Source organism: Burkholderia sp. Bmkn7 (assembly GCF_041103175.1).
Taxonomy (GTDB): domain Bacteria; phylum Pseudomonadota; class Gammaproteobacteria; order Burkholderiales; family Burkholderiaceae; genus Burkholderia; species Burkholderia cepacia.
On the sequence record NZ_JBGCUH010000002.1, the window covers coordinates 1056703 to 1083458 of the forward strand.

Genomic DNA, 26756 nt, shown 5'->3' on the forward strand with positions numbered 1-26756 from the left:
CAGTTGGTAAATGATTATTTCATTCTGTTCGCAGCCGAGTGTATGGCGATTAGAGTTGCGGCACACCCCCAATTTTGTCGACCTTTCCGCTTCCGATGAAACCTCCGTTCAAAAAAGCTGCGATACATGCCGCGATGGAATCGCCTCAAGTTGGCCTGCCCGGGGCATCGAAGGTCACTTTCATTGTCGCTCCGATTCCGAAGAAAATCTTCAAGCCGGGCCCATTCAGGTTGTCCAAGATTTCTGATGAATATCCGTATTTTTCGCACCTCTTGAACGCTATTGTTCAGGAAAAGATTCGCGAATTGCCTGATTTTTCCGACGATAGGAATATCGCTGTCATGTCAGACATCGGTGGCGAACACGAGGCAGCACGATTTATCACCTATTCGTTCCTGTTCTTGGCATATAACAAGGTGGGGCCGTTCGAAGAGAAGGTAAAGGCGTTACGGGAAAAGTACGGTTTGCTGACGCCCTATAGCGAATTTTCTTACAAAAAGCTAAAGTCCGGGGCAAAGTCGCGTGCCCTAGGGGAGTACCTCGAGATTGTTGATAGCTACATCCATGGGACTGTCATCACGATTGCCATTGATACGAAAATCAAGACCGTGTTTGGCAAGGAGAAAAGGCAAGTTCATCCCGTTGTGACTGAGCAGTTGGAGAGGGAAGACCTTGGGATTTGGGCCGGACCTGCGGCTGAGAGGGTTCTTCGTGTGACGAACATTATTGCCGTGTTCGCAGAGTTGCTCACGTACGAGAATCAACGGTTGTTTTGGTACTGCGATAACGATCAAATTAACGACGACGGCAAGAAGCGGAACTTCAAGCATACCCAGCAGATACTCGATCGCGTGCTCAACATGTATCTGACGCACAAGCTCGACAAGGTCGGTGTGGGGAAATCCTTCGATGGAAAAAGCCATCTGGACGACCTCTTGAGCGTGCCAGATCTTGCCGCAGGGGGTGTACAGGATCTATTGTTTCAACATGAAACCGGGAACGATGTTCCCGGTGGCGATGAGAAGATGATGGTGATGCGATGGATTGCTACGCCGGCGAGACATCTTGCCAAGATCAACATTCAGGTAACGCGAATGGATAACGGGGAGATTGGGTGCGGATCCATCGATATGGCGGTGCCGCAGTAGGGGGATATGGGCGTGACTCGTCGTCACTGAAATCTCTTGAGAGTTAGCAACTGGGTGAATCCCGTCTCTTGTAGCTCGGCACAAGTTTTCCAGTGATCTACAGCGTATTTTCGCGCGCGAGGAACAGGTTATGGTGGCGCTTCAGCTGATCTGCGGATGGCTGGTCATTCGGAGCGTCAGGAAACACAACGAAGCGCTGGCCGTGGAATTGCGCGTACTCCGTCCCTTCTAGCGTGCGCGAAACCACTACATAGGCGCCTGCCTCGACGGCGATCAGGTGCAGGTCGAACAGAGTGTGGATGTCGGCGCGCAACAGCAGCCCATTCGACGTGGAGTAGTCAGTTTTGAGCGCGTGCGGCACGATGTGCGCCGCCTCGAGAAGGGCCGTGACCTTCGAACCAGTGATCGCGCAGGTGCCGTCATACGCTATCCGGAGACGGTTGCGGAAATCGGTCTGGCCACGCCGCGTCTTGATGTTGACGAGTTGTCTGTTCTCGCTGTCAGCAGCATCATCGCCGACGTCATCTGTCAACGTTATGGATTCGAGTGGTACAACGCGTCGTAGGTCAACGTACCATTGATCGAAGTTGTGATTTGACTTTTCCCATCCGGCGCGTAACCAAGCTGCAGGAATAGGTTGGGTCTTCGAGTTGCTCAGGTACTGCTTTGGGTGTTTATACGCGGAGGCAGGCAGCTTTTGTGGGGCAATCAGCTCATTGATTTCGTCAAAAGTGAGTCTGACAGTGTCGCCGAGCAGGCTGCGCAGATATGCCTCGAGTGCGTTGTATGTCGCCATCGTGCTTGTGTGAGATAGCTGGTGTGTTCGCCTTAGAGTCCAGCCGCAGCCAGCAAATCTGAGGGACGGCAAGAGAGCGCACGCGCGATTTTCACCAGATTCAGAAGCGTGACGTTTCGCTCACCACGTTCAATCTTCCCCATGTGGCTTCGGTCTATGTCGGCGATGTTTGCGAGCGCTTCCTGAGAGATGTCCAGTTCGAGTCGACGAGCGCGGATACTGGTAAATATTATCGACCAGAAGTCTTGCTCATCGATTATTCTTTTTGCGAAAAAAGAGATTTTCCAGTATGCCAAATTGCCCGGCCAAAATTATATATTAGTTGCTCACCTTGTCTCATAAACGACCTTCCTTCGTCAATTCCGGCAAGCTTTATCGCGTCGGATATTTTCGACCCGGTCGGATGGGCATCGCCCACTCGCATATCGTATGCGCCCGCAATTTCGCTGAAAATTGCGCGTGCTTCTTCGGCTCCAACTTTCTGAGATAATATATCTTGAAGAAGTTTGTTCGATCCCAACTTGTCTTTTTCTGCATGGGTTGAGAGCTTGCGAAGCTCTCGAACATTCAGTCGATCGGAAAACGTGCGAACGAGCTCCTTTGCTAAGCGGAGTAAAGTAGATTGATCCTTACTTGCGAAGCGACAGACGTGTTGCATAAGTTCTTCATCGTCGACGTCATGAGTGAATAGCGAGATGCCCCAATCTCGTTGGAACCCCGCTTCTAACATCCGCATGCTTTTAAAGAACATTACCTCGGCTGCATGAGTGGAGGCTGGATCAGTCCTCACTTGTGATGCTAGTAATTCGCTTGAGACTCCTCCTTCAGGAGCAACGTTATGAGCTGCCCAAATGCGCTGTTCCCACGCGGCAAGTCTGGTGACATCTTGGGCATAAACGGTTACGAGGTCGGAGGAGTTTATACCGAAATGCGGCGTAAACCCTGAGGTAGACCGAGTGCCGCCCGTTTCGGCCGTATACCACTTGAGCGAGAAGCCGCGGTGACTGAGAAGATCGCTTACTACGCTGAAACGGAACCACAGCCATCGACCAACGTCTTCGTAGTTCAGTTCGACAGATGGCATTCGTGTCCCGTCGGTCTCCACGATGTATTGAGGAAGAGTTTGATCCGCGTCGCCTCGAACACGCACACTGAGTCCTCGATGATCGATCCATTCGTCTCGCCAGAACTCGCCCTCAAAACGCACACCGTCATAATTACTCTCATGCCCGCGAGAGGTTTCGGATGCCGTGTTATCGTCACTTTCCGGGCCCATCACCGGGGCGTCTTCTTCCTCATCGATGTCGGTTCTCCAAACCCGGAACGTTGCCCAACTTCCACCAAAGACATCTTTTAAACTGCGAATCCGAAGCTCAAAGCGACCATTGTCTCGGTCCCCTTGCCGTTCCTCTAGATCCGCATAATCGCTATCCGCAACTACCGCCACATTTTCGACTCTTTGGCGATAGTAAGAGAGTCGCAGGGAAAGATTTCTCGCCGCTAGATAGTCCATGAGAAATTCCCGCTTGATCTCGATCGAGCGAAAATCCCCATTCTCGTCAACAATCTCACGGACAACGACCACGAAATCCTCTTCTGGTCGTACCCAGTTATTTCCTTCTTTAATCAGGCCGAGAGCCACAACTAAATCGGGATTAAGTATCCAAAAGTTGCCGCCCACTACTGGTTGATTGTGTTCGAAAACAAGCTCGACGCCGATCGGTTCTTTGTCACGATATTGGTACTGATCGATAGGTGAATAGTGACCATCTTCGTAGGCATGTGGCCGTGCGCTGTGCCCGATACCGATGTCACTCCAGTGAAGTCTCTCTGCAACTTTTCGATGTTCTGGCGGAAATGCGACCGATCCGCAGCCGAAATACTCGCTGATATAGCCAATCTCGCGAACCTGGCCCGGAGCGTTTTCATCGTTGATCGACGCTCGAAGCGGAACCCAAGTAGCCGTGGCGAAGAGTCTGCGAGTTTCCTTCTCTTGAAGAATCCATTCTTTTTTCATAGCTGCTTTCTCTTTATCGGTCTCTGCGCGTAACGCGGATTTGATGGAACTGCGATGAGACATCGTATCATCCCAATCAACGCATGCTTCCGTTCCGATTGAGACTCATGCAGTTAGCATGACTCTGCATTCACCATCGCTCTCAATTGAGAGGGGCCGCCGCTCAACGACCGTCGCAGCCATGTGAACGATATTCGCGGTTACTCGCCATGACGAACTGCCGGCCTGTTGTCTTTCGGTATGTGCTAACGGCCGGAGTGAGTATAGGGCGATTTCGTGTTGTTCTGCCACGTTGGTAGATCGAGCCAGGAAATTTACCTGTAATATGGCAATATCAGGGGAAAGAAATAAAAGCGCCTTAGGGGAAAACGACATGTGGCACGACATTGAGGCAGAAGTTGATTTGCTCAACTTCGGGGTGGTTGCTCGCGCGGCAGCGGATTTGATTCGACAGGCGGGTGGCGCACCGCTGACCATTGGCGTGTCGGGCGGTTGGGGCACTGGTAAGTCGACACTTGTAAAGTTGACCAAGGCTGACCTCGAAACCGGGGCGGCGAAGGGTGCTCCCGATTCTAGAGCGTATATCGTTATGGAGTTTAACGCGTGGCTCTATCAAGGGTATGAGGATGCGCGCCAAGCACTACTACAGGCGGTTTCGGACCGGCTGCTCGAAGAGGCACAAGAGCGCAAGACGTTTGTCGACAAAGCGCTAGATTTCGCAAAGCGCGTTCGGCTGCTGAAGGTGGCGCGCATCGCCGCACCGATGTTCGCTCACGCTGGCGTTGGCTCGGTCGCCGGCGGCCCACTGGGCGCTTTCATCGGTGCGGCGACGGGGTTCGTGAAGGGCCTCTCCGACGAGGCGAAGAGAGAAGAACAGCTGACGGCACTAAAGGATGCCTACGCTGATCTCAAACCTGAGTTGAAGGAACTGATTGCTGAGCGTCAGGAAGACTCTTTACCCAAGGAGATTCACGCGCTCAGGGAGGCCTTCGCAAAGCTGCTTGCCGACATGGGTGTCACTCTCGTCGTGTTTGTCGACGACTTGGACCGATGCCTGCCTCACACTGCTATCGCAACCTTAGAGGCCATGCGGTTACTGCTGCACGTAAAGAACACGGCATTCGTAATCGCCGCGGATGAAAGCATGATTCGCGGAGCGGTCCGAGCGCACTTCGCAGGCGTAGATATAGAGAGCGGGCTTGTGACGAGCTACTTCGACAAGCTCATCCAGGTTCCGCTCAAAGTGCCTCGGCTCGGTGTGAACGAGGTGAAGGTGTACCTCGCGTTGCTAATGGCTGAACTGGCCGTTAGGCAAGGGCAACTGACCCCGAAGGTTCAGGCGCAAGGGCAGGACGCTCTTCTTCAACTTCTGAAGACTGCTTGGGGAAAGGGCATCGCACGCGACGACTTGGCAAAGGTGTACGGCAGCGAGGCTAAAAGCATCTCGAACTCACTGGATATCGCAGACCAGCTTGCACCACTTTTAGTCAGCGCGAGCGATATCGCTGGCAATCCGCGACTCATCAAGCGTTTCCTGAATAACCTCATGATTCGGCTGACCATCGCGAAGGCGATGAATATGCCTATCGCCATCGAGCAATTGGTGAAGGTGCAGCTACTCGAGCGCGTGGCATCGCCAGCGGCGTTTGAGTTTTTCGTCAAAGCGGTCGCCTCTAGCCTTAATGGCGAGGCCGAGTTTTTGGAGTCACTAGAAGTTGCTGCGCAGGCGGACGACGAGTACGTTGCGCCACACGCCTCGTGGTCAACGTCCTTTTATCAGCAGTGGGTGCGTTTGAGTCCTCGCTTGGCAGGTTCGGACCTGCGAGCCCTTCTGCATCTGAGTCGAGACCGCTCGCTTGGACTGGCGGCCTATGACGAGCTGTCTGAGGAGGCTAAGCGGCTTCTGGAGGCGACGATGGAGGCAAAGGAAGTTTCCAATGTCCTGGTAACCCAACTCATGGCGCTGAGCCAAGCGGACGTATCGCGCATCCTTACCCGGGTTATTCGAAAGGCTCGAGATGGGCAGTGGGACACCGTAGATCTTCTGCGCTGCTTGAACTGCACCGAGGCTCATCCTGAGCTAGGTGGGCAGTTTGTTCAAGCACTGGAGGAAATTCCGCCGGCTCAGAGGCCCGTCGCGATCCTCCCCAAGCTGAAGAACAAACCTTGGGCAGCGCTTCTGCTCGCAGACTGGCGCGACGACCTGGAGTCGACTGAGCCGGTCAAGAAGTACCTGAAGACGTTCAAGGGGGGGAATTGATGGGAACTTCGACTTCAAGCCGTGGGCCTGGCCCGAATGTGAGTCTTGATCCTCCTTGGCTTGACGACGTGCTCGAGGGGCTTGGCGGCGACACGGTTCCGGCTACGGATGATGAACCGGTTCCGCCAGCGGGCGCACTTGGAACCGCTCAGCCTGCTCGGTTCGCTGAGGCGCGGCGCGAGCTAAAAAAATTCATCAAGAGCGGTAACACCGACAGCCTTCGAGACGCCCTCGGACATTACTCACGTAAGGGCAGCGGAGGGGCCAGTGCAGCATCGACCCGAATGCGCGTCTCGACGCGAGCCGGCGCAGAACTATTCACCTTTCTCAACGCAGTTACCCAAGGCAGCTCCGTTGAGGCGCGACAGTGGGTGCAGGACCTGCAAAGCGGAAGTCCGACCGCGGATGACGTAGTCGACGCCATTGTCCGGGAGCTTTCTCCGCCGGGTGGCAGTGCCGATGAAGAGGCGCTTCGTGGTTCGATGGCGTCGGCGCTAACGGAACTTGTCTTGGACAACCCTGGCATAGACCTAATGCATCTGCAGACGCCCGACATCTGGGAGCTCATGAAGAATTACCTCGCATTGGAGGTAACTCATCGGCTTTGCTTTGACCTCGGTCCACTCTTGGAGAGTGCGAAGGTCGACCCAACCATCGCGGTCCAGCGCGAGCGTGAAATGCGCATCTTCATCAAGTTAGAGATCGGTGAACACCTTGATCTGCTTCGGGGCACGAATCCAAATCCTACGCGGTCGAACCTGGACGCGATCTTCCAGGAGACCCTGAAGATGACCTTTGAACTCTTCGAGGCAGGTTTATGACACGCGTGTTTTGTGGACCGAAGGATTGCATTCCTACTGAACGAGAGTTCGGAGTCGACTACGTCTCGATGTACGAGCACGATGGCCTGGCGGACGTGAGTACGGTTGGAACGGCGCTCATCAAGGACATCGTCGCTGCTGGTGTTGCCCCGAGCGCCCGGAGCTGGGACTTCTTGACACTTGCACTGGCCGTGAACGCAGCCGACAACGTCCTCGAGCGAGCGCAAAGTCCGGATGGTTGGACCCGCCAGATAGAGCTGGAGGTGGTGCTCTACGAGCCCGAACCGTACCAGGCCCTGACCGCGAAGATTGAAGAGGCCTTACGTTTCCTGACCGGCGATTTCTGGACGCTTACCTTTACTGATGGCGGCTATCCCCCTCCGCGGCCAAAGGTGCCGACCATCTTCAATGCGGACTGCGTTTGCTTGCTATCCGGCGGCCTGGACAGTCTTGTGGGGGCGCTAGACTTGACCGAAGAAGGTCGCCACCCGTTGCTTGTGTCCCAAACCGCCAAGGGTGATAAGGAGACGCAGAGTCGCTTTGCGATCGGACTGGGCGGGAACGACCGGCATCTGCAATGGAACCAGAATATCCGTCCGAAGGTGGAGGATATCGAAGGTTCGACGCGCGGGCGGTCCATCGGCTTCTTCGCGTTCGCGGCGGTCGCTGCAGACCATCTCGCGACTACGATCACTGCATTGCCGAGGCCCGTCGAAGTCTTCGTTCCAGAGAACGGACTCATCAGCTTAAACATACCGCTCAACCCTGGTCGAGTCGGAAGCCTTAGTACCAAGACCACACATCCTGTGTTCATGGCGCGATTACAAGCGCTGTGGGATGAGCTTGGAATTCGAGCCGTGCTGCGTCTTCCGTATGCGGCGATGACAAAAGGGGAGATGATGGCCGAATGCCGGGCATCTACAGTGCTAGCTGATGTTGCCTCGGAAGCCACGAGTTGTGGTCGTTTCGTCCGGAACGGCTATAAACATTGCGGCCGCTGTGTTCCATGTTTGGTTCGCCGTGCATCATTTATTCGAGCCAACCTCCGAGACGACACGACTTACGTGTATCCCTCACTTCGAGGAGCGCAACTCGAAAACGAGCCCAATGACATCGGTGCAGTCGCAGTTGCGGTTTTGAAGGTCGAGCAGAGTGGCGTCCGCCTCTTCACTGCTGGCCAGCTGTCCTTCGCAGAGCCAAGCCTCCGAAGAGAGTTCGAAGGCGTCGTGCAACGTGGCTTAGCGGAACTGGGCGTGCTTTTGCGGCATGAGCAAATCCTGTGATTGACTTTCATTCACACCTTGACCTGTATCCCGATGGCCTCAAGCTTGCGCAGGAGGTGAACAGAAGGAACGAGTTTACCCTCGTGGTCACCACTAGTCCGCGCGCCTACCGGGCAACGTCGCATGTGTTTCGCGGTTTGAAGAACATCCAGGTTGGAATCGGCCTGCATCCGGAAGTGGCTGCGGCCAAACACGAAGAGCTGGACGACCTTATTGAGGGAATCTCACGAGCACGTTTTGTTGGCGAGATTGGGATGGATGGTTCTCCTAGATTTCGAGGATCTCTTTCCATTCAGGAGAGGGTCCTTCGGGCGGCCCTCACTGAATGCGGACGGTGCCAAGGAAAGGTGATGAGCATCCACTCGCGCGGTGCTGGACGCCGAGTCTTGGAACTGCTGGCTACGACGAAGCATGCCGGCGTACCTGTGCTTCATTGGTTCTCGGGCGGGTTCGCTGAACTTGAGACTGCTGTCCGCATTGGTTGTTGGTTCAGCGTTGGTCCTACGATGCTCGAGGGTGAGAAAGGGCGGGCGCTGGTGGCGCGAATGCCTCTACACCGAGTGCTACCTGAAACGGACGGTCCGTTTACGAGCGTAGCTGGGATGCAACTGCAGCCGTGGGATGCATGGTCCGTGCGAGTCCCACTGGCGGCGATATGGGGCATGCAGGAAGATGAGGTGGGGGAGCAACTGAAGCAGAATCTCTGCCACTTGCTGCGACTATCAGGCTGAGTAGACTTCGGTTAGCTGTATAAAATTGGACTAGACTAAGCAGGCAGCGTCAGATCGTCTGACTCAGTTCAGCCAAGGGCAGTCGTACGCCAGCAGCGGCTTTCGATGCGTCCATTCAAGGCTTCCTCTTTTGGATCGTGAAATCCCTCAGGCCTGGGGGAGTATCGACCTATGATTGGCTAGGGCGCCCTATATTCAGAGCATCGGACGCACTCTGACTATGTGCGGGTGAGGCAGCGTCGGCTTATGAAGTTACTCTAATGATCAAAACGGAACTGCAAGTGCGCGCGCGCCGGCTTGTGGAGGGCCGAGCCACTCCCGAAGATCTTGATCGTCTGTTCCTCGACCAACGGGAGTCCTCCCATGGCACGGAGAGCTTCCGTGAGGTTGGAGACTTTCTTGCTCATCGCGACCAACGGAGCAAAGGCCCTGTCACGCAACGAGTTCGCGATGTCTTCACGAGCTTTCGTGTCTGGAGCCTCGGTCTTCGGGGGCTGAAACCGACGCTTGAAGATCTGAGGGCGGCTGGCTTCGCGAATCTAAGCTTGTCGACGGACGAAGAGCTAAAGTTGGGTTCTGGATTGAGGCGGGACGCGGCACGGCAAAAATTCGATAAGGCACTGCGAAAGCTAACCGCGGGCGAGCTACTGTCTCAGAGCGATATGGCGTTGGTCGGCTACCTTGCCAACCGATTTGTCTGGAAGCCGGCATTTACCGACGAGGCGCTTTACGAGGGCTTTGTGCAGGTATGTATGAGTAATGGCGTGGTTGAACGCGCAGATCTCGAGAAGCTGGCAGGGGCAAAGAGTTTCGTAAGCCTATGGGCGATCACTCGGCTGCATGGCGCCGTAATCAAAGTCGCCGAAGGCCACCTTGTTACGTTGTATGCCGGATTCGCGAATGACGGACGCCTTCTCGAGGTGAAAACCGACCTGGCGTCTGAGAGCTGGTCCAAGCCGGTGCACGCACCGATTTGTATGTTCCTGACCAGAATGTCTGCGGACGATCACTGCTGCCCCGAGTTGCTGCAGACGTTCGAGCCCAGGATGTGGAACAGTTGGACTCAGGCCATCGAACTTGGAGCGGATGCGAAGCTTCGCGTCCTCGCATAGGGATCCCAGTGGAATTGAAATCAGAGGTCTCGCGTGCCGCAGAGGGGCGAAAGCACGGGTAGGGGCTCCGACCGAGCGAAGTGCCGCTTCCCGGCAGCGAGTCTCGTTGAGGTAAGCGACCGCAACGGATGGTGGAGTCAACTGGTCGATGCAACAGCTTGATGAAATCGTTCAGCTGGTGTATCGAAGTTTAGTGTCTCGCGTGAATGTTGGTGGAGCCGTCCGCCATTGATGCACTCATATTTTTCCTATCAACAACCAGCGTCATCTGCTCGAAGGTAAAAAACGCATAATATCGCCTGACGGCAGCATAAGTTGGGGCATGTTGACAGTCCGCCGTCTCGCGGCGCTTGTGCATTGCGTAGTGCAGCCACGAACGGTTTAGTCAAAGGGGAGTCGTCGAATTCCGCAATTGAGCCACTGACGAACAAAAATCTTTATCTCGTTCAGGAAGAATCTATGACACAGCACGACGACAATGCACGGAAATGTTCAATTGCCGATGCTCTCAATTTTTACGAAGCAAATTTCGAAGCGGCAGGCCAGTGGATTTTGGAGGCCGGAAGCAAGGTTGTATTGAAGCGTGCAGACGGCCTGCATATTTGCCGCTTTTGCGGACGCAGCGATGCTGAGGTCACGTTTGAAACGGTAGCTCATGCGCTACCTGAGGCCCTCGGCAACAAAAGTCTTTTTTCGGAATACGAGTGCGACGAATGTAATGGCCAGTTCGGAAGAACCATTGAGAGCGACTTCGGTACTTGGTCGCAGCCAATGCGCACGATGATGCGCATCAAAGGGAAAAACGGGGTGCCGACGATGGCTAAAGGTTCCCGTGACGGCTGGCGGATTGAGTACAAAGAGAGCCGTCTGAAGGTCACGGCTCGTGAGAGCGACCCTATCTTCCAAGTCGATGAGGCAAACCGTCAAGTTACTTTCACGTTGCGTCGCGATCCCCATACACCGATCGCCGTTCTCAAAACGTTTTGGAAGATGGCCTTGACCGTTATGTCGGAACAGGATGTTGCCGAGTACGCTCACGCACTAGCGTGGCTACGAGCGCCGCATGCACCGACCGGTCTTGCTCAGATTCCAGTATTTCGCACCTTTGTGCCCGGCCCACTTCCGAACGACAAGATCGCTATTCAGTTGCTTCGGCGCAAGAGCGACGACATCGCCGTTCCCTACATGTATTTCATCCTCATGTACGCGAACGAGATGTTCCAAGTAGCTCTCCCAGCAGTGGGCCGCGACGCACACCTTGATGGCAAGACCACCACCATCCCGTTCTACCCGACACCGTACGACTTGTTGGATGCGTGGCCGTTTGGTCAGACGCAACGCGGACCATTGTTCTTGTCTGGGGCTGAAGTGGTACCAGTTAAGACTTTTCCCCTGACAATGTCATACGACAGCATCGGCGACAACGAGACGCCGTAATCTCGCAGTCGTGTGTTTGCTATGAAGAGGCGTACTTCCTTACACCATCAGTCCCATCTCACCGTTAGGTTCACGCAAGAATCGCGAGCGGTGAATTGGAGTCTGCCGATATAGTGAAGTCTGCCCGGATTTGCCAGTGGCCCGCTCGGGGCCGCTCAAGGTTCCCGATTCGGCCGGTTGCTGGCGATCATGGCCGCTGGCTAATCGATCTAATCATTTTCGAATGATGCTTTGTAGAACGCTCTGACGTTCCCGCTGGCTGCGGCAGCTTTGAGAGTACGAACTCGGATGAGCAACGTCTCGTTGATGCTTGCGAGGTTGCCCGTCGCGAGGATCAGCCGGTCGGCGCTGGCCCGGCTGCCGTCGGCCAGCGTCACGTGGAAGCGGCCGTCCGCATCGCGGTCGACCGTGCGCGCGTCGCCTGCGATCCGCCGCACGGTCGGATACGCGGCGAGTTGCGCGGCGGCTTCCTCGACGATCTGCGCGGGCGGCTTGCCGTCCTGCCCGAAAAAGCCGTGCGCGTGCGCGGCAAAGCGGTTGCGCGGCCGGCCGGCGTCGATCACGAGCACGCGGCGGCGCGCCCGCGCAAGCTGCATCGCGGCCGACAGCCCCGCAAAGCTGCCGCCGATCACTTCATGATGGTCATGCATGCACCCGCTCCTTTCCTGAACCTGCGTGAATGAAGGGCGTGTTCCGATGGCGGCCAACTCATGAAACACGAGAAGTTGCATGATAGGGCGGTGGTATCATTCACGCAACTTCAAAAGTTTCGAGAGAGGGGCGCCGCCCGTGAGAACCGATAGCCGTTTGTCGCGCATGCTGCACGTGCTGATCCACATGGACCAGGCCGACGGCCCGCTGACGTCGGAGACGATCGCGACGATGCTGGGCACGAACCCGGTGGTCGTGCGACGCCTGCTCGGCGGCTTGCGCGACCACGGCTACGTGCAGTCGGAGAAGGGGCATGGCGGCGGGTGGGTGTTGAGCGTCGCGCTCGACGACATCACGCTGCTCGACGTCTATGGCGCGGTGGGCGAGCCGCCGCTGTTCTCCGATCTCGTCACCGACGACGAGGCCGAATGCCTGGTCGAGCAGGCCGTCAACGCGCACCTGTCGGCCACGCTGAAGGAGGCCGAGACGACGCTGCTCTCCCGCTTCGGCGAAGTCACGCTCGGCATGCTGTCGCGCGATTTCGAAGCGAAGGCGGCCCGGCGGCGCAAGCCGCGCTGACGCGCCGCAGCATCGCGGCCGGGCACGGCCGCCGTGCGCGCCGGCGCGGCCGAAACCGTCGCGCCGCGACGTTCTGTCCCCCAACTTCTGCCCGGTTCGCCCGCCACAGGGCAAAATACGGGTTTTCCGCACCCGCGAGGGCGCGACCGAATCACGCGCCGGGCGGCGGCAGTGCGCAATCCGCACGCCGCCGCCCGGCGCCCAGGCAAGATCGCTCGCCGTGTCGCGAGCCCACAGGAGTCCAGACCTCATGCCCGAATCCAACCTGTCCTTCTTCGGCCGGCTGTCGCTTGCCGTCGGCACGTTCTTCTCCGTGCTCGGCAACCGCGAGTTCGCAGCCGGCGTGCTGCGCGTGCGCGACGGCGCCCCGGCGCCGGTCGCGCCGACCCCGGCCCCGGCTGCCGCGCCCGTTGCGCCGGCCCCCGCACCCGTGAAGGCGCCTGCCCCCGAGCTGCGCGAAGCGAGCCCGCAGGCCGCGCTGCAACTGCTCGGCCTGCTGCAGCGCGATGCGCGCTTCATCGATTTCGTCGAGGAAGACATCGCCGGTTACGCGGACGCCGAGATCGGCGCAGCCGCCCGCCTCGTGCACGACGGCTGCCGTGCCGCGCTGCGCGAACACTTCACGATCGTGCCGGTGCGCGACGAAGCCGAGGGCAGCCGCGTGACGCTGCCGGCCGGTTTCGATGCGACGGCCGTGCGCGTGACCGGCAACGTGGTCGGCGCCGCGCCGTTCACGGGCACGGTCAGCCATCGCGGCTGGCGCGTGGCCGACGTGCGCCTGCCGAAGCTGACGGGCAGCCACGACGCCTCGGTCGTCGCACCGGCGGAGGTGGAACTGTGAGCGATCCGCGCTATTCGATCGGTATCGATCTCGGTACGACCCACTGCGCGCTGTCGTATGTCGACAGCGCCGCGAGCGACGGCGAAACCATCACGCAGCAGGTGCTGCCGATCGCGCAGCTCACCGCGCCCGGCGCGCTGGAGTCGCGCGACCTGCTGCCGTCGTTCCTCTACCTGCCGCATGAAAGCGAACTCACGCAGGGCGACCTGACGCTGCCGTGGACGGCCTCGCGCGGCTTCGCCGTCGGCGAGATGGCGCGCACGCGCGGCGCCGGCACGCCGATCCGCCTCGTGTCGAGCGCGAAGAGCTGGCTGTGCCACCCGGGCGTCGATCGCCGCGCGGCGATCCTGCCGAGCGATGCGCCGCCGGAAGTGTCGCGCGTGTCGCCGCTGGAAAGCTCGATCCGCTACCTGACGCACCTGCGCGAAGCGTGGGACCACGCGCATCCCGACGCGCCGTTCGCCGACCAGGACGTGACGGTCACGATCCCCGCGTCGTTCGATCCGGCCGCGCGCGAACTGACGGCGGAGGCCGCCCGCGCCGCCGGCTATTCGCGGATGACGCTGCTCGAGGAGCCGCAGGCTGCGCTCTACAGCTGGATCCAGAAGAGCCAGGGCGGCTGGCGCAAGCAGGTGCAGGTCGGCGACCTGATCCTGTGCGTCGACGTCGGCGGCGGCACGACCGACCTGTCGCTGATCGCGGTGGTCGAGCGCGACGGCAATCTCGAACTGCATCGCGTGGCGGTCGGCGAGCACATCCTGCTCGGCGGCGACAACATGGACCTCGCGCTCGCGCACGTGGTCGCGCGCAAGCTCGCGCAGCAGGGCACGCAGGCCGATCCGTGGCAGCTGCGGGCGCTCACGTACGCATGCCGTTCCGCGAAGGAAACGCTGCTGTCCGATCCGTCGACCGACGCGGTGCCGCTCGTCGTGCCGAGCCGCGGCTCGAAGCTGATCGGCGGGTCGATCCGCACGGAGCTCACGCGCGCGGAACTCACGCAGACGATCCTCGAAGGCTTCTTCCCGCAGGTCGACGCAGCCGCGCGCCCGGTGAGCCGCGCACGCGTCGGCCTGACGCAGCTCGGCCTGCCGTATGCGCAGGATGCCGGCATCACGCGCCATCTCGCGGCGTTCCTCGGCCGCCAGGTCGCGGCGCTCGACTCACTCGAGGGCCTGCAGCGCACGCTGCCGCAGGGCGCGACGTTCCTGCACCCGACTGCCGTGCTGTTCAACGGCGGCGTGTTCAAGTCGACGCTGCTCACGCAGCGCGTGCTCGATACGCTCAATAACTGGCTCGCCGCCGAAGGCGCGCCGCCCGCCCGCCTGCTCGAAGGCGCGGATCTCGATCTCGCGGTCGCGCGCGGCGCCGCGTACTACGGCTACGTGAAGCGCGGGCGTGGCGTGCGCATTCGCGGCGGCACGGCGCGTGCGTACTACGTCGCGATCGAATCGGCGATGCCCGCGGTGCCGGGGCTCGAGCCGCCGGTGCAGGCGCTGTGCGTCGCGCCGTTCGGGATGGAGGAAGGCTCGGACGCGGCGCTGCCGCCGCAGGAGTTCGGCCTCGTCGTCGGCGAACCGGTGCAGTTCCGCTTCTTCGGTTCGTCGGTGCGCCGCCAGGACCAGGTCGGCACGCTGCTCGACTACTGGTCGCCGGAAGAACTGCAGGAGCTCGAGGAAATCCAGGCGACGCTGCCGGCCGAAGGGCGCACCGTCGGCGAGGTCGTGCCCGTGAAGCTGCATGCACGCGTGACCGAAGCCGGCACGCTCGAACTCGAGGCGATCCCGAGCGGCACGAACGAGCGCTGGAAGGTCGAGTTCGACGTGCGCGGCGCCGCCTGAGCGCGATGAAGCGCTATACGGTCGGGATCGACCTCGGCACGAGCAATACGGTCGTCGCTTACGTCGAGGCCGGTTCCGATGCGATCCGCGTGTTCGACGTCGAGCAGCTGGTCGGCCCCGGCGCGGTGGCCGCGCAGCCGCTGCTGCCGTCGGTGCGCTATCACCCGGCGGCGGGCGAGCTGCCGCCGGACACGTTGCGGCTGCCGTGGGCGGCCGCTGCGAAGGCAAGCGCAAACGCGGCCGCCGATCCGCCGGCCGTGATCGGCCGCTACGCGCGCACGCTCGGCGCGCAGGTGCCGGGCCGGCTCGTCACGAGCGCGAAGAGCTGGCTGTCGCACGCGTCGGTCGACCGGCTCGCGGCGATCCTGCCGTGGGGCGCGGCCGACGGCGTCGACAAGGTGTCGCCGGTCGACGCGAGCGCGAGTTATCTCGCGCACGTGCGCGATGCGTGGGACGCGCGTTTCCCCGATGCGCCGCTCGCGAAGCAGGACGTGATCCTGACGGTGCCCGCGTCGTTCGACGACGGCGCGCGCGCACTGACGGTCGAGGCCGCGCGACGCGCGAAGCTGCCCGCGCTGCGGCTGCTGGAAGAGCCGCAGGCCGCGTTCTACGACTGGCTGTACGGCCAGCGCGACACGTTGCGCGACACGTTTGCCGCCGCGCGGCGCGTGCTGATCTGCGACGTTGGCGGCGGCACGACCGACCTCACGCTCGTCGATGTCGCGCCGGGCGACGACGGCGAGCCCACCTTCACGCGCGTCGGCGTCGGCAACCACCTGATGCTCGGCGGCGACAACATGGACCTCGCGCTCGCGCGCCTGGTCGAGACGCGGCTGACCGAGCCCGGCACGCGGCTGTCGGCCGCGAGCCTGTCGCAGCTCGTCGAGCGCTGCCGCGCGGCGAAGGAACGGCTGCTCGGCGACGATGCGCCGGCGTCGGTCACCGTCACGCTGCTCGGCGCGGGCAGCAGGCTCGTCGGCGGCGCGCGTTCGGCCGAGCTGACGCGGCAGGAAGTCGAGCAGATCGTCGTCGACGGGTTCTTCCCGCAGGTCGAGGCCGGCGAGCTGCCGCGCCGTGCGCGCGCCGCGATCGTCGAATTCGGTCTGCCGTATGCGAGCGACGCGGCCGTCACGCGGCATGTCGCCGCGTTCCTGCAGCGCCATGCGGACGGCCCGCTACCCGACACGCTGCTGCTCAACGGCGGCGTGTTCCGCGCGGGCGCGCTCGCCGGCCGTCTTGCGCAGACGCTCGGCGCATGGCGCGGCGCGCCGCTCGACGTGCTGCACAACGCGCATCCGGACGTGGCCGTCGCACGCGGCGCGGTCGCGTACGGGCTCGCGCGTGCCGGGCATGCGCCGCGCATCGGCGGCGGGTCCGCGCGCAGCTATTTCCTCGTGCTCGACGACGGCGCGGCCGATTCCGCCGCACGCGGCGTCTGCCTGCTGCCGCGCGGTGCGGAAGAGGGCCGCGAGATCCGGCTCGACGATCGCACGTTCGCGTTGCAGCTCGGACAGCCGGTGCGTTTTCACTTGATGTCGACCGTGGCCGAGACCCCGTACCGGCCCGGCGATCTCGTCGATCTCGACGGCGGCGATTTCGTGCGGCTGCCGCCGATCGCGACGGTCGTCGACGCGAAGGCGGGCGGCGACGCGCGCGAAACGCCGGTGAAGCTCACCGCGTCGCTGACCGAGGTCGGCACGCTCGAGATGCATTGCATCGCGACCGACGATGCGGCGCGCCGCTGGAAGCTCGAATTCCAGTTGCGCGGCGATGCGCCGGTGCACGGCGACGACGCCGCGCCCGCGCGACATCCGCGGCTCGATCAGGCGATCGAGCTGATCGAGCGCTCGTTCGGCAGCAAGGCAGCAGGTGTCGCGCCGAAAGACACGCGCCGGTTGCGCGCGCAACTCGAACAGGTGCTCGGCGCGCGTGAAGCGTGGGACGTCGCGCTCGCGCGCGAGCTGTTCGACGCGCTGCTCGCGCGCGCCCGCCGCCGCCGCCGCTCGGCCGATCACGAGCGCGCGTGGCTGAACCTTGCCGGGTATTGCCTGCGTCCGGGTTTCGGTCATCCGCTCGATGCCTGGCGCATCGAGCAGCTGTGGCCGCTGTTCGATGACGGGATCCAGTACGTGACCGACGGGCAGGTGTGGTCGGAGTGGTGGACGCTGTGGCGGCGCGTGGCCGGCGGCCTCGACGACGATGCGCAGGCGCAGGTGCGCGATGCGATCGCGTTCCTCGAACCGACCGACGACAAGCGGCGCAAGCTGCCGTTCGATCCGGGCAAGGTCGGCCCGGCGGACATGACGCGGCTGTCCGCGTCGCTCGAACGGCTGCCCGTCGAGCGCAAGGTCGAACTGGCCGAACGCCTGATCGCACAATTGCAGAAGCCTGCCGAGCGTGCGCTGTGCGCGTGGGCGCTCGGGCGCATCGGTGCGCGCCGGCCGTTTTACGGCAGTGCGCACAGCGTCGTGCCGGCGGAAGTCGCCGGTGGCTGGCTCGATGCGCTGTTCGCGCTCGACTGGAAACAGGTCGAGCCGGCCGCGTTTGCCGCTGCGCAGATTGCGCGGATGACCGGAGACCGTTCGCGCGATTTGCCGGACGTGACGCGCGACGCGGTAATCAAGCGCCTGTCGGCCGCGAATGCGTCGCCGGCGTGGATCGACATGGTGCGCGAAGCGATCGCGTTCGACGAAGCCGATACGGTACGCGTTTTCGGCGAGACGCTGCCGGCCGGGTTGAAGTTGCTGGCGGGGTGAGCGGCGCGGTGACGCGACGGTATCGTCGGGATACCTGAGCATGCCGTCGATGCTCACGGATTCGACGACCTTGAAAAAACGGCTGCCGATGCATCGGCAGCCGTTTTCGTTTGTACGGATCGTGCGGCGGTCAGACCGGCGCCATCGCTTCACGCAACGATGCGGCCGACTCCACGGCGATCGCGTCCGGCGCAACGGCCCGCCGCGCGAGATGAATCCCCGCGAGCATGCAGCGCACCGACCCGCCGGCCAGCTCGATCGTCGGCACATCGAGCGGCAGCAGCCGCGCGGAGCGCTCGATCACCGTGCGCTGGTCGCGCGTGAGGCAATCGAACGCGCGCCGCGACAGCGCGAGCACACGCCCGTCCTTGCCCGACAATTCCAGCGTGTTGCCCGCGAAATTCGCGATCTGCGATGGATCGAGCGCGATCACCGCGCGCCCCGTTTCGGTCAGGCGTTGCGCGATTTCTCCGCGACGCCGGCTGTCGGCGATCAGGTCGAGGCCCACCATCGCGAATTCGGTGGCGACGCTCATCATCACGTTCGTGTGATAGATCGCGCGCCCGTCGGCATCGGCCGTGTCGAAGCAGATCGGCTCGAAATTGAAATGCGTGCAGAAGCGTTCGAGCGCGACCGGATCGGCGCGGCGCGAGCGCGCGGTGTAAGCGATCCGCGCGACGTGGTCGAGCACCATCGCGCCGGTACCTTCGAGGAACACGTCGTCGTATTCGAGGCCCGAGTAGTCGATCACGTCCTGCACGCGATATTCGGCCTTCAGCATCTCGATCACGTCCGCGCGCCGCTCGCGGCGGCGGTTCGGGCTGTACATCGGATACAGCGCGATATGGCCGCCCGGGTGCGTCGAGAACCAGTTGTTCGGGAATACGGAGTCGGGCGTGTCGCGCTCGCCGTGGTCGTCGAATACATGCACGCGCACGCCCGCCTCGGCGAGCGTCTGCGCGGCGGCCGTGACTTCGTCGCGCGCGGCGGCCGATACCGACGGCAGGTCGGGCGTGCCGTTGCCGGCCGTGCGCTGGAAGGCGTTGTCGGCGGCGGTCTGCGGGTTCGGCAGGAAGCGGTGCGGCCGGATCATCACGACGGCGGCCGGCGCCTGGATCGATACGAGATTCATGACAGGCAGGAGCGAAGGGCAGAAAACGGGCGGCGCACCGGCCGCCCGGGCATCACGGTCAGCGCGCGAACGCGGCGACGGCTTCGGTCACGTATGCCGCGTGACCCTGCGCGATCGCGGCCGGATCGTCGATCAGCGCGAACAGGTTCTTCGGGTCGACGGCCGGCGGAATCAGCGCGATCTCGACGCCCGCGTTGTGCTGCTGCGCGAGCGCATACAGGTAGCGCAGCGCCGAATAATCCTCGAGCGCGAAGCCGACCGAGTCGAACACCGTGACTTCGTCCGCGCGTTCGCGGCCGGCCGTCTCGCGTTGCAGCACGCGCCACAGCTCGGTGACGGGGAAGTCGGCCGGCATCTGCTGAATCTCGCCCTCGATGCGCGACTGCGGCTCGAATTCGACGAACACGCGGCCCGCATGCAGCACGCCTGCTTCGAGCTCGGTCTTGCCCGGGCAATCGCCGCCCACGGCGTTCAGGTGCATGCCGGGCTCGATCATGTCGGCCGTGACGATCGTCGCGTATGCCTTGTCGGCGGTGACGGTCGTCACGATGTCGGCGCCGCGCACGGCGTCGGCGGTCGATGCGGCACGCACGACGCGCAGTGCCGGGTACGCGGCGAGGTTCCGCACGAGCTTGTCGGTCGCGCGCGGATCGACGTCGAACACGCGGATTTCGTCGATGCCGAGCAGCGTGTGGAACGCGATCGCCTGGAATTCGCTCTGCGCGCCGTTGCCGATCAGCGCCATCGTGCGCGAATCGGGGCGGGCGAGTACCTGTGCGGCGAGCACCGACGTGGCGGCCGTGCGCAGCGCGGTGGTGAGCGTGAGTTCGGCGAGCAGCAGCGGGTAGCCGGTGTCGACTTCGGCGAGCGCGCCGAACGCCATCACCGTGTGCATCCCGCGCGCGGCGTTGACGGGGTGGCCGTTCACGTACTTGAACGCGAACAGCGACGCGTTCGCGACGGGCATCAGTTCGATCACGCCGTCGCGCGAGTGGCACGCGACGCGCGGCGACTTGTCGAAGTCGGCCCAGCGCAGGTAATCGGCGCGCAGCGTGTCGACGAGTTCGCGCAGGAACGTCGTGACGCCGGTGCTGGCGATCAGTCGGGCGGTGGCGGGAACGTCGAGGAAGCGGGTCATGCGTCTGTCTCCAAGTTCTCAGTGCCGGTACGGATGTCCCTGGCGTTCTGGTCGACCGGGCGGTGCTTCGGCGCGGCTCGGGCTTGTATGGAAAGCGGCGGCGCGGCGTGTCCGGCCGGTCGATACGTCATTATTTCCGCGAGTCGAGCCAACAAAAAGACAGCAAAAGTGGCAGATTTATCGATAGACTTGGCAGAATGCCAACCCGATCCGGCACTTTGACAGGTTTCGCTGGCGCAGAATGCGCAGCCTCCGGCACGCTGGCGGCCGGTTCACGTTCAACAGGAAGCTCCGCCCATGATCACGCTCGACGATGTCGACCGGCAGCTCATCGCGCTGCTGCGCGACAACGCGCGACTGCCCGTCGTCGCGCTGGCGAAGGAACTGCGCGTCGCGCGCGCGACCGTGCAGAACCGGCTGACGCGGCTGGAGAAAAACGGCGTGATCGTCGGTTATACGGTGCGGCTCAAGCCGGCGGCGGAACGCCACCGGATCCGCGCGCTGATGTCGATCGCCGTGCAGGGCAACCGCGGCGCGGAAGTGGTGAAGGTGCTGCGCGGGCATCCGAACGTCACATCGATCCACAGTACCAACGGGCGCTGGGATCTCGTCGCCGAGCTGCATGCCGATTCGCTCGAGCACTTCGATCGTGTGCTCGGCGCGATCCGGTTGATCGACGGGATCGCGAATACCGAGACGAGCATCTTGCTGTCGACGCACAAGGCGTAGTCGCCGACGTGCATCGCCCCGTATGGATACGGCATTCAACTGGAAGCCGTCCGAATGCGCGTCGTTCAATCGCAGTGATCCACAACACGCTGATCACCGCCATGTTGCCGCACGAGCGCGGGCAACGGGCCATCCTGTAATTCGTTCCATTCGGTATGCTGCGCGGCCCACGGGAACGCATCGAATGCCTGCGTGAACGACGGCTAGGCCGTCGCTCCCTCAGAATCCAGCTGGTTGTAGTCGTAGCCTACTTTCTGAGTCCAATAGGTCAACATGGTGCGCCACCTCGTGGCGCGCGTCGTCCTAAGCGCATCACGCTACCGCTGAGTTGCGGTGCGCTTCTCGATATCCGCCGCATCATATGGACGAAGCAGATGGCATTCACCGACACAGCCCTGAGGGCACTCAATCCGAGGGGCAAGATCCACATCGTCAACGACGATCGTGGATTGAATTTCGTACGAGTTGCGGAATTTCGGCATGAATTTTCGGTGTCGTCTCATATCCCCGCCGTTGATCAATGCCCATGCTGGCGTCTGAAGAAGTCCATGTACATCCACATTTGCTGAGGGGCTTGCGGCTAACCCGGTTTGCCGTACCGTAGCCGCAGGTGCTCGGCTTCGGGAGATCTATGGCAGGCCAGACATCCAGCACTTCCACCAACGCATCCCGCGAGCGTTCAATCTCGGTTGCCCCGCTCAACCAGATCCAGTTGGGCGACGTGGCCCTCAGCATTTCGGCGTTCGACGAATGGCTGGGCGCAATCAGCCATGGCAGCGTGAACCTGGACCGTCTGCGCGCCGTCGCCGGGAATTTCCCCGCCGTTCTCAACATCCTGAACCTGGCCGATCTGCTCGGCGATATCGTCACCCTCACGACCCACCCCGAACCTCACGCCTCTGACTGGTTGAGCGTCAGCCTGAACCTGATCGGCCTGATGCCCGAGCCGGGTACCGCCGCTGCCCGCATGATGCTGCGGCCCACCCTGTTCCTGGCGCGGCAGGAACTCCTGCAGGCCAGTAATGGGCTGGTGGGCGAGGCGGCACTGCGCACCCTGACCGCCAACCTGAACAACAGCATCGAGGGGGAACTGGACAACCTCGCGCGACAGGTGCAGTCAAGACTCCCCGCTCTGCTGGACGCGGCGGCCGCCTTCGGCGAAAGCCTGCTCTTGGACCTTGCGAACGGCCTGGAGGCCCTGGCCCGGATGAAGCCTTCTGCGCCGGCCACCCTGGGGGCAAGCACATCGGCAACGACCGAACTGCGCGATCCAGCCGCTGCGTTTTCCAACCTCTACGACGCAGCCTATCAATTCCTTCGCCGCAACGCGGCTGCCCGCCCCCCTCTCGAACAGAATTCACCCCTTGAGTCGCCGGCGCTGGTCAGCACCAACGCCCAGGCATTGCGCCAGTTCGCCGCATTGTTGGGCAAGCAGGTGCGGCAACAAGGCAAGGCCACGCAGGCAGGCTGCGTGGGGTGGGTTGCAGCAGGATTGCTCCGCTCGCTTGATGCCCGGAAAGCGGGCGCCGGGCAGAGTGCCAGCATCAAGCCCGACGCGACCAGCATCGCTGGACGCCAGATCCCCGGCGAGTCCCTTGATGTACGGGTCAAGGAGCGGCCCGCCGAGCAGGACGCCAATCTGTGCAAAAACGGCGCACCGCCGGGCAGCGGCGGCAGCATCAGTTTTGCCACGGGCGCCGAAACCCGCTCGCACACCGACTTCGCGCTGCCGGGCCCGTTCCCCCTTGCCTGGACGCGCACCTACCGCTCCAGTCTGGACGCCTACGACCACGACGAACTCGGCGCGCGCTGGATCACCCCCTGCACCACACGCATCGACGTGCAAGGCGACGGCCTGCGCTATCACGGCGCCGACGGCCGCAGCCATGACTACCCGTTACCCAAGGTCGGGCAGTTCCATGAGGATCGCATCGAAGACCTCCTCCTCGTGCGCGCAAGCGACCACCAGCTCGTCCTGTGCCGCGGCTACGAGCGCCGCGAAACCTACCAGCGCCACGGCGAGCGCTTCCTGCTCGTGCAGGTCGAGCTGCGCGGCGGCGCCGGCCTGCTGCTGGGTTACGACCACCGCGTGGACGAGCGCGTCGTGTTGTCGGACCTGGTCACCTATCAGGACGACCCGAGCCGGCCGCACACGCACCTGGGCACCGACGTGGACGCCCATGGACGCATCATCGGCCTGTGGTTGATGGGCGAGGACGAGCCCCTGCGACGCCTGTGCCTGTACCGCTACGATGAAGCCGGCGACCTCACGCTGGCCCAGGATGAAAACGCCGAGGTCTGGACCTATCAGTACCAGCACCACCTGATCACCCGCTACACCGACCGTACCGGCCGCGGGATGAATCTGGAATGGCAGGGCGAAGGCCCCGACGCTCGAGCCGTGCACGAGTGGGCCGACGACGGCAGCTTCGAGGTGCGGCTGGAGTGGGACTCGAACATCCGCCTCACCTACGTCACTGATGCCCACGGGCAGGAAACACGGCATTACTACGATAGGCTCGGGTACACCTACCGCATCATCCATCCGGACAAACGCTCCGAGTGGTTCCTCCGCGACGATGCCAAGAACATCGTCCACCACATCCGTCCCGATGGCAGCGACGACCGTTACGCCTACGACGAGACCGGCAACCTGCTCGAACACATCCGGGCCGACGGCACCACCGTGCACTACGCGTGGGATACGAAAGACCAGCTCATCAAGATCAGCGATGCCGAGGGCGGCCTCTGGCTGCGCGACTACGACACGCGCGGCCGGCTCACAGAGGCGATCGATCCGCTGGGCAACAAGACCGAGTACGCGTACAACCTGATGGGCCTGCCCATCGGCATCACCGACGCCAGCGGCAAGACCAAGCAGCTCGAGTACAACGCCAACGGCCAGCTCACGCGCTACGTCGACTGTTCGGGCAAGGCCAGTACGTGGGCCTACGATGAACGCGGCCAGATGATCCAGTTCACTGACGCGGCCGGACAGGTTAGCCGCTATCGTTACGAGGCCGGCCAGCTCGCCGCCATCCGCCACCCGGACAACAGCGAAGAACACTTCGAGCGCGACGCCGAAGGGCGTCTGCTGACCCACGTCGATGCGCTGGGCCGGCGCACCGAGTGGGGCTACACCGAGGCCGGGCTGCTCGCCAGCCGGGTGGACGCGGCCGGCCAGCACCTGCGCTACCGGTGGGACAAGCTTGGCCAGCTCACCGTGCTGCGCAACGAAAACGGTCGCGACTCCGAGTTTCACTACGACCCGATGGGGCGCCTGCTGGCCGAAACCGGCTTTGACGGCGCCACCACACGCTACGAGTACGAGGAAACCACTGGCAAGCTGGCGCGCGCGGTGGACGGGCAACGCATCACCGCCTACACCTTCGACGCCATGGGCCGTCTTGTAGAACGCCGTGCGGCGCTGCAAACCGGCGATGCCGAACCGGGAGAGAAGGATTGGCAGCGCGAGCAGTTTGCCTATGATTTCAATGGCAACCTGGCGCTGGCGACCAATGCCGACAGTCGCCTGCAATGGTTCCACGACGCGGCCGGCAACCTGGTGCGCGAGCATCAGCACTACATCAGCCTGGGCAAGCCGCTGGTAGCGGTATGGCAGCACGAATACGACGCGCTCAACCAGCGCACGGCCACCGTGCGCCCGGACGGGCACCGCGTAAGCTGGCTCACCTACGGCAGCGGCCACCTGCTGGCGCTGCAACTGAACGAGCGCGAACTGGTCAGCTACGAGCGCGACGACCTGCACCGCGAGGTGGCGCGCCTGCAAGGCAACCGCCTGCTGCAGACGCAGCAGTGGGACGCCATGGGTAGGCTGAGCGAGCAGGTGCTGGCGCGCGACACGCTCCAGCCTGTGGGGCCGGCCGCGCAGACCGGTGGCGGCAGCCGTCTGCTGGTGCGTCGCTACCGCTACGATGCCAGCGGCCAGCTCACCGATATCAACGACACGCGGCGCGGCCAACTGGCCTACCGCTACGATCCGGTGGGGCGGCTGCTGGAGGCACAAAGCCGCCTGGGCCATGAAACCTTTGCGTTCGACCCGGCCGGCAACCTGATCGACCCAGCCGAGCAGCGCGAGGCCGAGCGCCAGCACATGCCTCGTATCAAGGCGCTGGACAACCTGCTCAAGCAGTACGCCGGCACCCACTACCAGTACGACGCGCGCGGTAACCTCAGCAAGCGCTGGCACCAAGGCAAGGAAAGCCGCTACACCTGGGATCTGTTCGACCGGCTCACACACTACGAGGATGAGCGCCTTGCGGTCGATTACACCTACGACGCCCTCGGCCGACGCCTGTCGAAATACAGCAAGGCCCACTACGAGGAACGTCGCGAGGCCGGCCCGCACTGGAACCGTGCCAAACGGGTGAAGCGCAACCGCGACCTGCAATGCGGCTTCACACTCTACGGCTGGGACGGCGACACGCTGGCGTGGGAGAGCAAGATCGCCGACGAGGATGGCTTCGGCGCGCGCACCACGCACTATGTCTACGAGCCGGGTAGCTTCGTGCCGGTGGCGCAGGCGGTGAGGCAGGACGCCATCCTGCTGCTTGACCAGCCCGAGTACGGCGACTACTACCGACAGGACGAAGACCCGCTGTGGATGCCACCGCCGCCCGCGCCACCGATAGATGGCTTAGCCTGGTATCAGTGCGATCACTTGGGCACGCCGCAGGAGCTGACCGACGAGCACAGCGAGATTGTGTGGAGTGCAGAGTATCGCGCGTGGGGCGCGGTCAAGGAGGTCGTTCGCAAGGCATCCGATGGGCGCGTGGAATTGCGCAACCCGATCCGGTTCCAGGGGCAGTACCATGACCACGAGACGGGGCTGCACTACAACCGGTATCGGTACTACGATCCGGAGGTGGGGCGGTTCGTCAGCAAGGACCCGATTGGATTTGCAGGCGGGCTGAGTCTGTACCAGTTCGCCCCGAATCCGGTGGGATGGGCGGATCCGTTGGGGTTGAGTGGCACAATTGCGGTGCCATCGCCTCTGTCTGTCCCCAAAGATGTTCCTGTACCCTCAGTCAGGACAGCAGGGGCGCTGTTGCCACTCCTATTGACAGGTGATACCCCCAATCGCCTGCCGTATTACCATGCAACGTATACAAGGACTCATCCAATGACTCGGCAGGTGTATTGTGGGCGAACGTCAGGATATGGTGATCCCAATACGCTGGTACACAGGCGAGGGCTGCAGCAAGGCCATCTGAATGCGGAAGGATTTGCTCCACCGGTCTTGGATAAGTTCTCGGTTAATAGAGAAGCGATACGTGGCCGGGAGCAACAGCTCATAGACTTTCACGGTGGCGCTCAAAGTGTTGGTGGGAGCGCAAGAAACATGATTAATGGGGTCGGGGATTGGAATCCACGCGGCTTCCTGTATGACGCTGCTTCGACGGCGGAATTCGGAGCACTCCAAGATAATTCCCCATCTAGATTCAGAATTTGGAAATAGTGAGCGAA

General features: G+C 62.2%; 18 protein-coding genes and 1 pseudogene. 13 read left to right on the forward strand and 6 right to left on the reverse strand.

The window, feature by feature from the left end; all coding sequences use genetic code 11:
- The first annotated feature begins 95 nt into the window (after window positions 1-95).
- On the forward strand, window positions 96-1148 hold the full coding sequence (locus AB3K92_RS10710; RefSeq protein WP_369464991.1) for a hypothetical protein: 1053 nt from the start codon (window positions 96-98) through the stop codon (window positions 1146-1148).
- A 97-nt stretch (window positions 1149-1245) separates the two neighbouring features.
- On the opposite strand, the gene AB3K92_RS10715 is transcribed toward AB3K92_RS10710, so the two are convergent.
- Genes AB3K92_RS10715 through AB3K92_RS10725 form a run of 3 tightly spaced genes read right to left on the reverse strand, consistent with a single transcriptional unit; the run spans window position 1246 to window position 4024 of the window.
- On the reverse strand, window positions 1246-1944 hold the full coding sequence (locus AB3K92_RS10715; protein ID WP_369464993.1) for an HNH endonuclease: 699 nt from the start codon (window positions 1942-1944) through the stop codon (window positions 1246-1248).
- Between the two features lie 32 nt (window positions 1945-1976).
- Window positions 1977-2204, reverse strand: coding sequence for a helix-turn-helix domain-containing protein (locus AB3K92_RS10720; protein WP_369465779.1), 228 nt, complete (start codon window positions 2202-2204; stop codon window positions 1977-1979).
- Window positions 2201-4024, reverse strand: a complete 1824-nt coding sequence (locus AB3K92_RS10725) for a hypothetical protein (protein WP_369464995.1) — start codon at window positions 4022-4024, stop codon at window positions 2201-2203. Before AB3K92_RS10725 ends, AB3K92_RS10720 begins: the two co-directional genes overlap by 4 nt.
- A 310-nt stretch (window positions 4025-4334) precedes the next feature.
- Between AB3K92_RS10725 and AB3K92_RS10730 the strand changes: the two genes are divergently transcribed.
- From AB3K92_RS10730 to AB3K92_RS10755, 6 genes are all read left to right on the forward strand, one after another.
- The gene (locus AB3K92_RS10730; protein WP_369464998.1) at window positions 4335-6221 is read left to right on the forward strand and encodes a P-loop NTPase fold protein; all 1887 of its coding nucleotides are present in this window, start codon (window positions 4335-4337) and stop codon (window positions 6219-6221) included.
- Window positions 6221-7042 carry a Qat anti-phage system associated protein QatB gene (gene qatB, locus AB3K92_RS10735; protein WP_369465000.1) on the forward strand — a complete coding sequence of 274 codons (822 nt, stop codon included), beginning with the start codon at window positions 6221-6223 and terminating at the stop codon, window positions 7040-7042. The genes AB3K92_RS10730 and qatB overlap by 1 nt, the downstream gene beginning before the upstream one ends.
- Window positions 7039-8325, forward strand: a complete 1287-nt coding sequence (gene qatC, locus AB3K92_RS10740) for a Qat anti-phage system QueC-like protein QatC (RefSeq protein ID WP_321900398.1) — start codon at window positions 7039-7041, stop codon at window positions 8323-8325. Before qatB ends, qatC begins: the two co-directional genes overlap by 4 nt.
- Window positions 8322-9056 carry a Qat anti-phage system TatD family nuclease QatD gene (gene qatD, locus AB3K92_RS10745; RefSeq protein WP_369465003.1) on the forward strand — a complete coding sequence of 245 codons (735 nt, stop codon included), beginning with the start codon at window positions 8322-8324 and terminating at the stop codon, window positions 9054-9056. Before qatC ends, qatD begins: the two co-directional genes overlap by 4 nt.
- A 260-nt stretch (window positions 9057-9316) precedes the next feature.
- Window positions 9317-10168, forward strand: coding sequence for a hypothetical protein (locus AB3K92_RS10750; RefSeq protein ID WP_369465006.1), 852 nt, complete (start codon window positions 9317-9319; stop codon window positions 10166-10168).
- Between the two features lie 459 nt (window positions 10169-10627).
- The gene (locus AB3K92_RS10755) at window positions 10628-11605 is read left to right on the forward strand and encodes an HNH endonuclease (protein WP_369465008.1); all 978 of its coding nucleotides are present in this window, start codon (window positions 10628-10630) and stop codon (window positions 11603-11605) included.
- A gap of 320 nt (window positions 11606-11925) precedes the next feature.
- On the opposite strand, the pseudogene AB3K92_RS10760 reads toward AB3K92_RS10755, so the two are convergent.
- Window positions 11926-12255 (reverse strand): annotated as a pseudogene (locus tag AB3K92_RS10760) (FAD-dependent oxidoreductase); the annotation flags it as partial.
- A 139-nt stretch (window positions 12256-12394) separates the two neighbouring features.
- Here AB3K92_RS10760 and AB3K92_RS10765 point away from each other — a divergent pair.
- The 4 genes from AB3K92_RS10765 (at window position 12395) to AB3K92_RS10780 (ending at window position 18270) form a co-directional block, all read left to right on the forward strand.
- Entirely contained in the window at window positions 12395-12835 is a 441-nt protein-coding gene (locus tag AB3K92_RS10765) for an Rrf2 family transcriptional regulator (RefSeq protein WP_059489022.1), read from the forward strand.
- Window positions 12836-13085: 250 nt separating this feature from the next.
- Window positions 13086-13676: a DUF2760 domain-containing protein gene (locus AB3K92_RS10770; RefSeq protein ID WP_021158373.1), complete on the forward strand. Its 591-nt coding sequence runs from the start codon at window positions 13086-13088 to the stop codon at window positions 13674-13676.
- Window positions 13673-15514, forward strand: coding sequence for an Hsp70 family protein (locus AB3K92_RS10775; RefSeq protein WP_059624180.1), 1842 nt, complete (start codon window positions 13673-13675; stop codon window positions 15512-15514). The genes AB3K92_RS10770 and AB3K92_RS10775 overlap by 4 nt, the downstream gene beginning before the upstream one ends.
- 5 nt (window positions 15515-15519) lie before the next feature.
- Window positions 15520-18270 (forward strand): Hsp70 family protein, encoded by a 2751-nt coding sequence (locus tag AB3K92_RS10780; RefSeq protein ID WP_369465013.1) that lies wholly within the window; start codon window positions 15520-15522, stop codon window positions 18268-18270.
- A 130-nt stretch (window positions 18271-18400) separates the two neighbouring features.
- On the opposite strand, the gene ctlX is transcribed toward AB3K92_RS10780, so the two are convergent.
- On the reverse strand, window positions 18401-19402 hold the full coding sequence (gene ctlX / locus AB3K92_RS10785) for a citrulline utilization hydrolase CtlX (protein ID WP_059489024.1): 1002 nt from the start codon (window positions 19400-19402) through the stop codon (window positions 18401-18403).
- A 58-nt stretch (window positions 19403-19460) separates the two neighbouring features.
- Window positions 19461-20540 carry an ornithine cyclodeaminase gene (locus AB3K92_RS10790; RefSeq protein WP_059494576.1) on the reverse strand — a complete coding sequence of 360 codons (1080 nt, stop codon included), beginning with the start codon at window positions 20538-20540 and terminating at the stop codon, window positions 19461-19463.
- A 297-nt stretch (window positions 20541-20837) separates the two neighbouring features.
- Here AB3K92_RS10790 and AB3K92_RS10795 point away from each other — a divergent pair, with 297 nt between their 5' ends.
- The gene (locus tag AB3K92_RS10795; RefSeq protein WP_042974028.1) at window positions 20838-21269 is read left to right on the forward strand and encodes an Lrp/AsnC family transcriptional regulator; all 432 of its coding nucleotides are present in this window, start codon (window positions 20838-20840) and stop codon (window positions 21267-21269) included.
- 631 nt (window positions 21270-21900) lie between these two features.
- The gene (locus AB3K92_RS10800; protein WP_369465017.1) at window positions 21901-26748 is read left to right on the forward strand and encodes an RHS repeat-associated core domain-containing protein; all 4848 of its coding nucleotides are present in this window, start codon (window positions 21901-21903) and stop codon (window positions 26746-26748) included.
- The last annotated feature ends 8 nt before the right edge of the window (window positions 26749-26756 follow it).

What these genes read in the sequence shown, in the direction of transcription:
- AB3K92_RS10795 (WP_042974028.1), top strand. Translation starts at nt 20,838, where the DNA reads ATGATCACGCTCGACGATGTCGACCGGCAGCTCATCGCGCTGCTGCGC.
- AB3K92_RS10725 (WP_369464995.1), bottom strand. Translation starts at nt 4,024, where the DNA reads ATGTCTCATCGCAGTTCCATCAAATCCGCGTTACGCGCAGAGACCGAT.
- AB3K92_RS10770 (WP_021158373.1), top strand. Translation starts at nt 13,086, where the DNA reads ATGCCCGAATCCAACCTGTCCTTCTTCGGCCGGCTGTCGCTTGCCGTC.
- AB3K92_RS10780 (WP_369465013.1), top strand. Translation starts at nt 15,520, where the DNA reads ATGAAGCGCTATACGGTCGGGATCGACCTCGGCACGAGCAATACGGTC.
- qatC (WP_321900398.1), top strand. Translation starts at nt 7,039, where the DNA reads ATGACACGCGTGTTTTGTGGACCGAAGGATTGCATTCCTACTGAACGA.
- AB3K92_RS10715 (WP_369464993.1), bottom strand. Translation starts at nt 1,944, where the DNA reads ATGGCGACATACAACGCACTCGAGGCATATCTGCGCAGCCTGCTCGGC.
- AB3K92_RS10730 (WP_369464998.1), top strand. Translation starts at nt 4,335, where the DNA reads ATGTGGCACGACATTGAGGCAGAAGTTGATTTGCTCAACTTCGGGGTG.
- AB3K92_RS10790 (WP_059494576.1), bottom strand. Translation starts at nt 20,540, where the DNA reads ATGACCCGCTTCCTCGACGTTCCCGCCACCGCCCGACTGATCGCCAGC.
- AB3K92_RS10750 (WP_369465006.1), top strand. Translation starts at nt 9,317, where the DNA reads ATGATCAAAACGGAACTGCAAGTGCGCGCGCGCCGGCTTGTGGAGGGC.
- ctlX (WP_059489024.1), bottom strand. Translation starts at nt 19,402, where the DNA reads ATGAATCTCGTATCGATCCAGGCGCCGGCCGCCGTCGTGATGATCCGG.
- AB3K92_RS10710 (WP_369464991.1), top strand. Translation starts at nt 96, where the DNA reads ATGAAACCTCCGTTCAAAAAAGCTGCGATACATGCCGCGATGGAATCG.
- AB3K92_RS10800 (WP_369465017.1), top strand. Translation starts at nt 21,901, where the DNA reads ATGGCAGGCCAGACATCCAGCACTTCCACCAACGCATCCCGCGAGCGT.
- AB3K92_RS10755 (WP_369465008.1), top strand. Translation starts at nt 10,628, where the DNA reads ATGACACAGCACGACGACAATGCACGGAAATGTTCAATTGCCGATGCT.
- qatB (WP_369465000.1), top strand. Translation starts at nt 6,221, where the DNA reads ATGGGAACTTCGACTTCAAGCCGTGGGCCTGGCCCGAATGTGAGTCTT.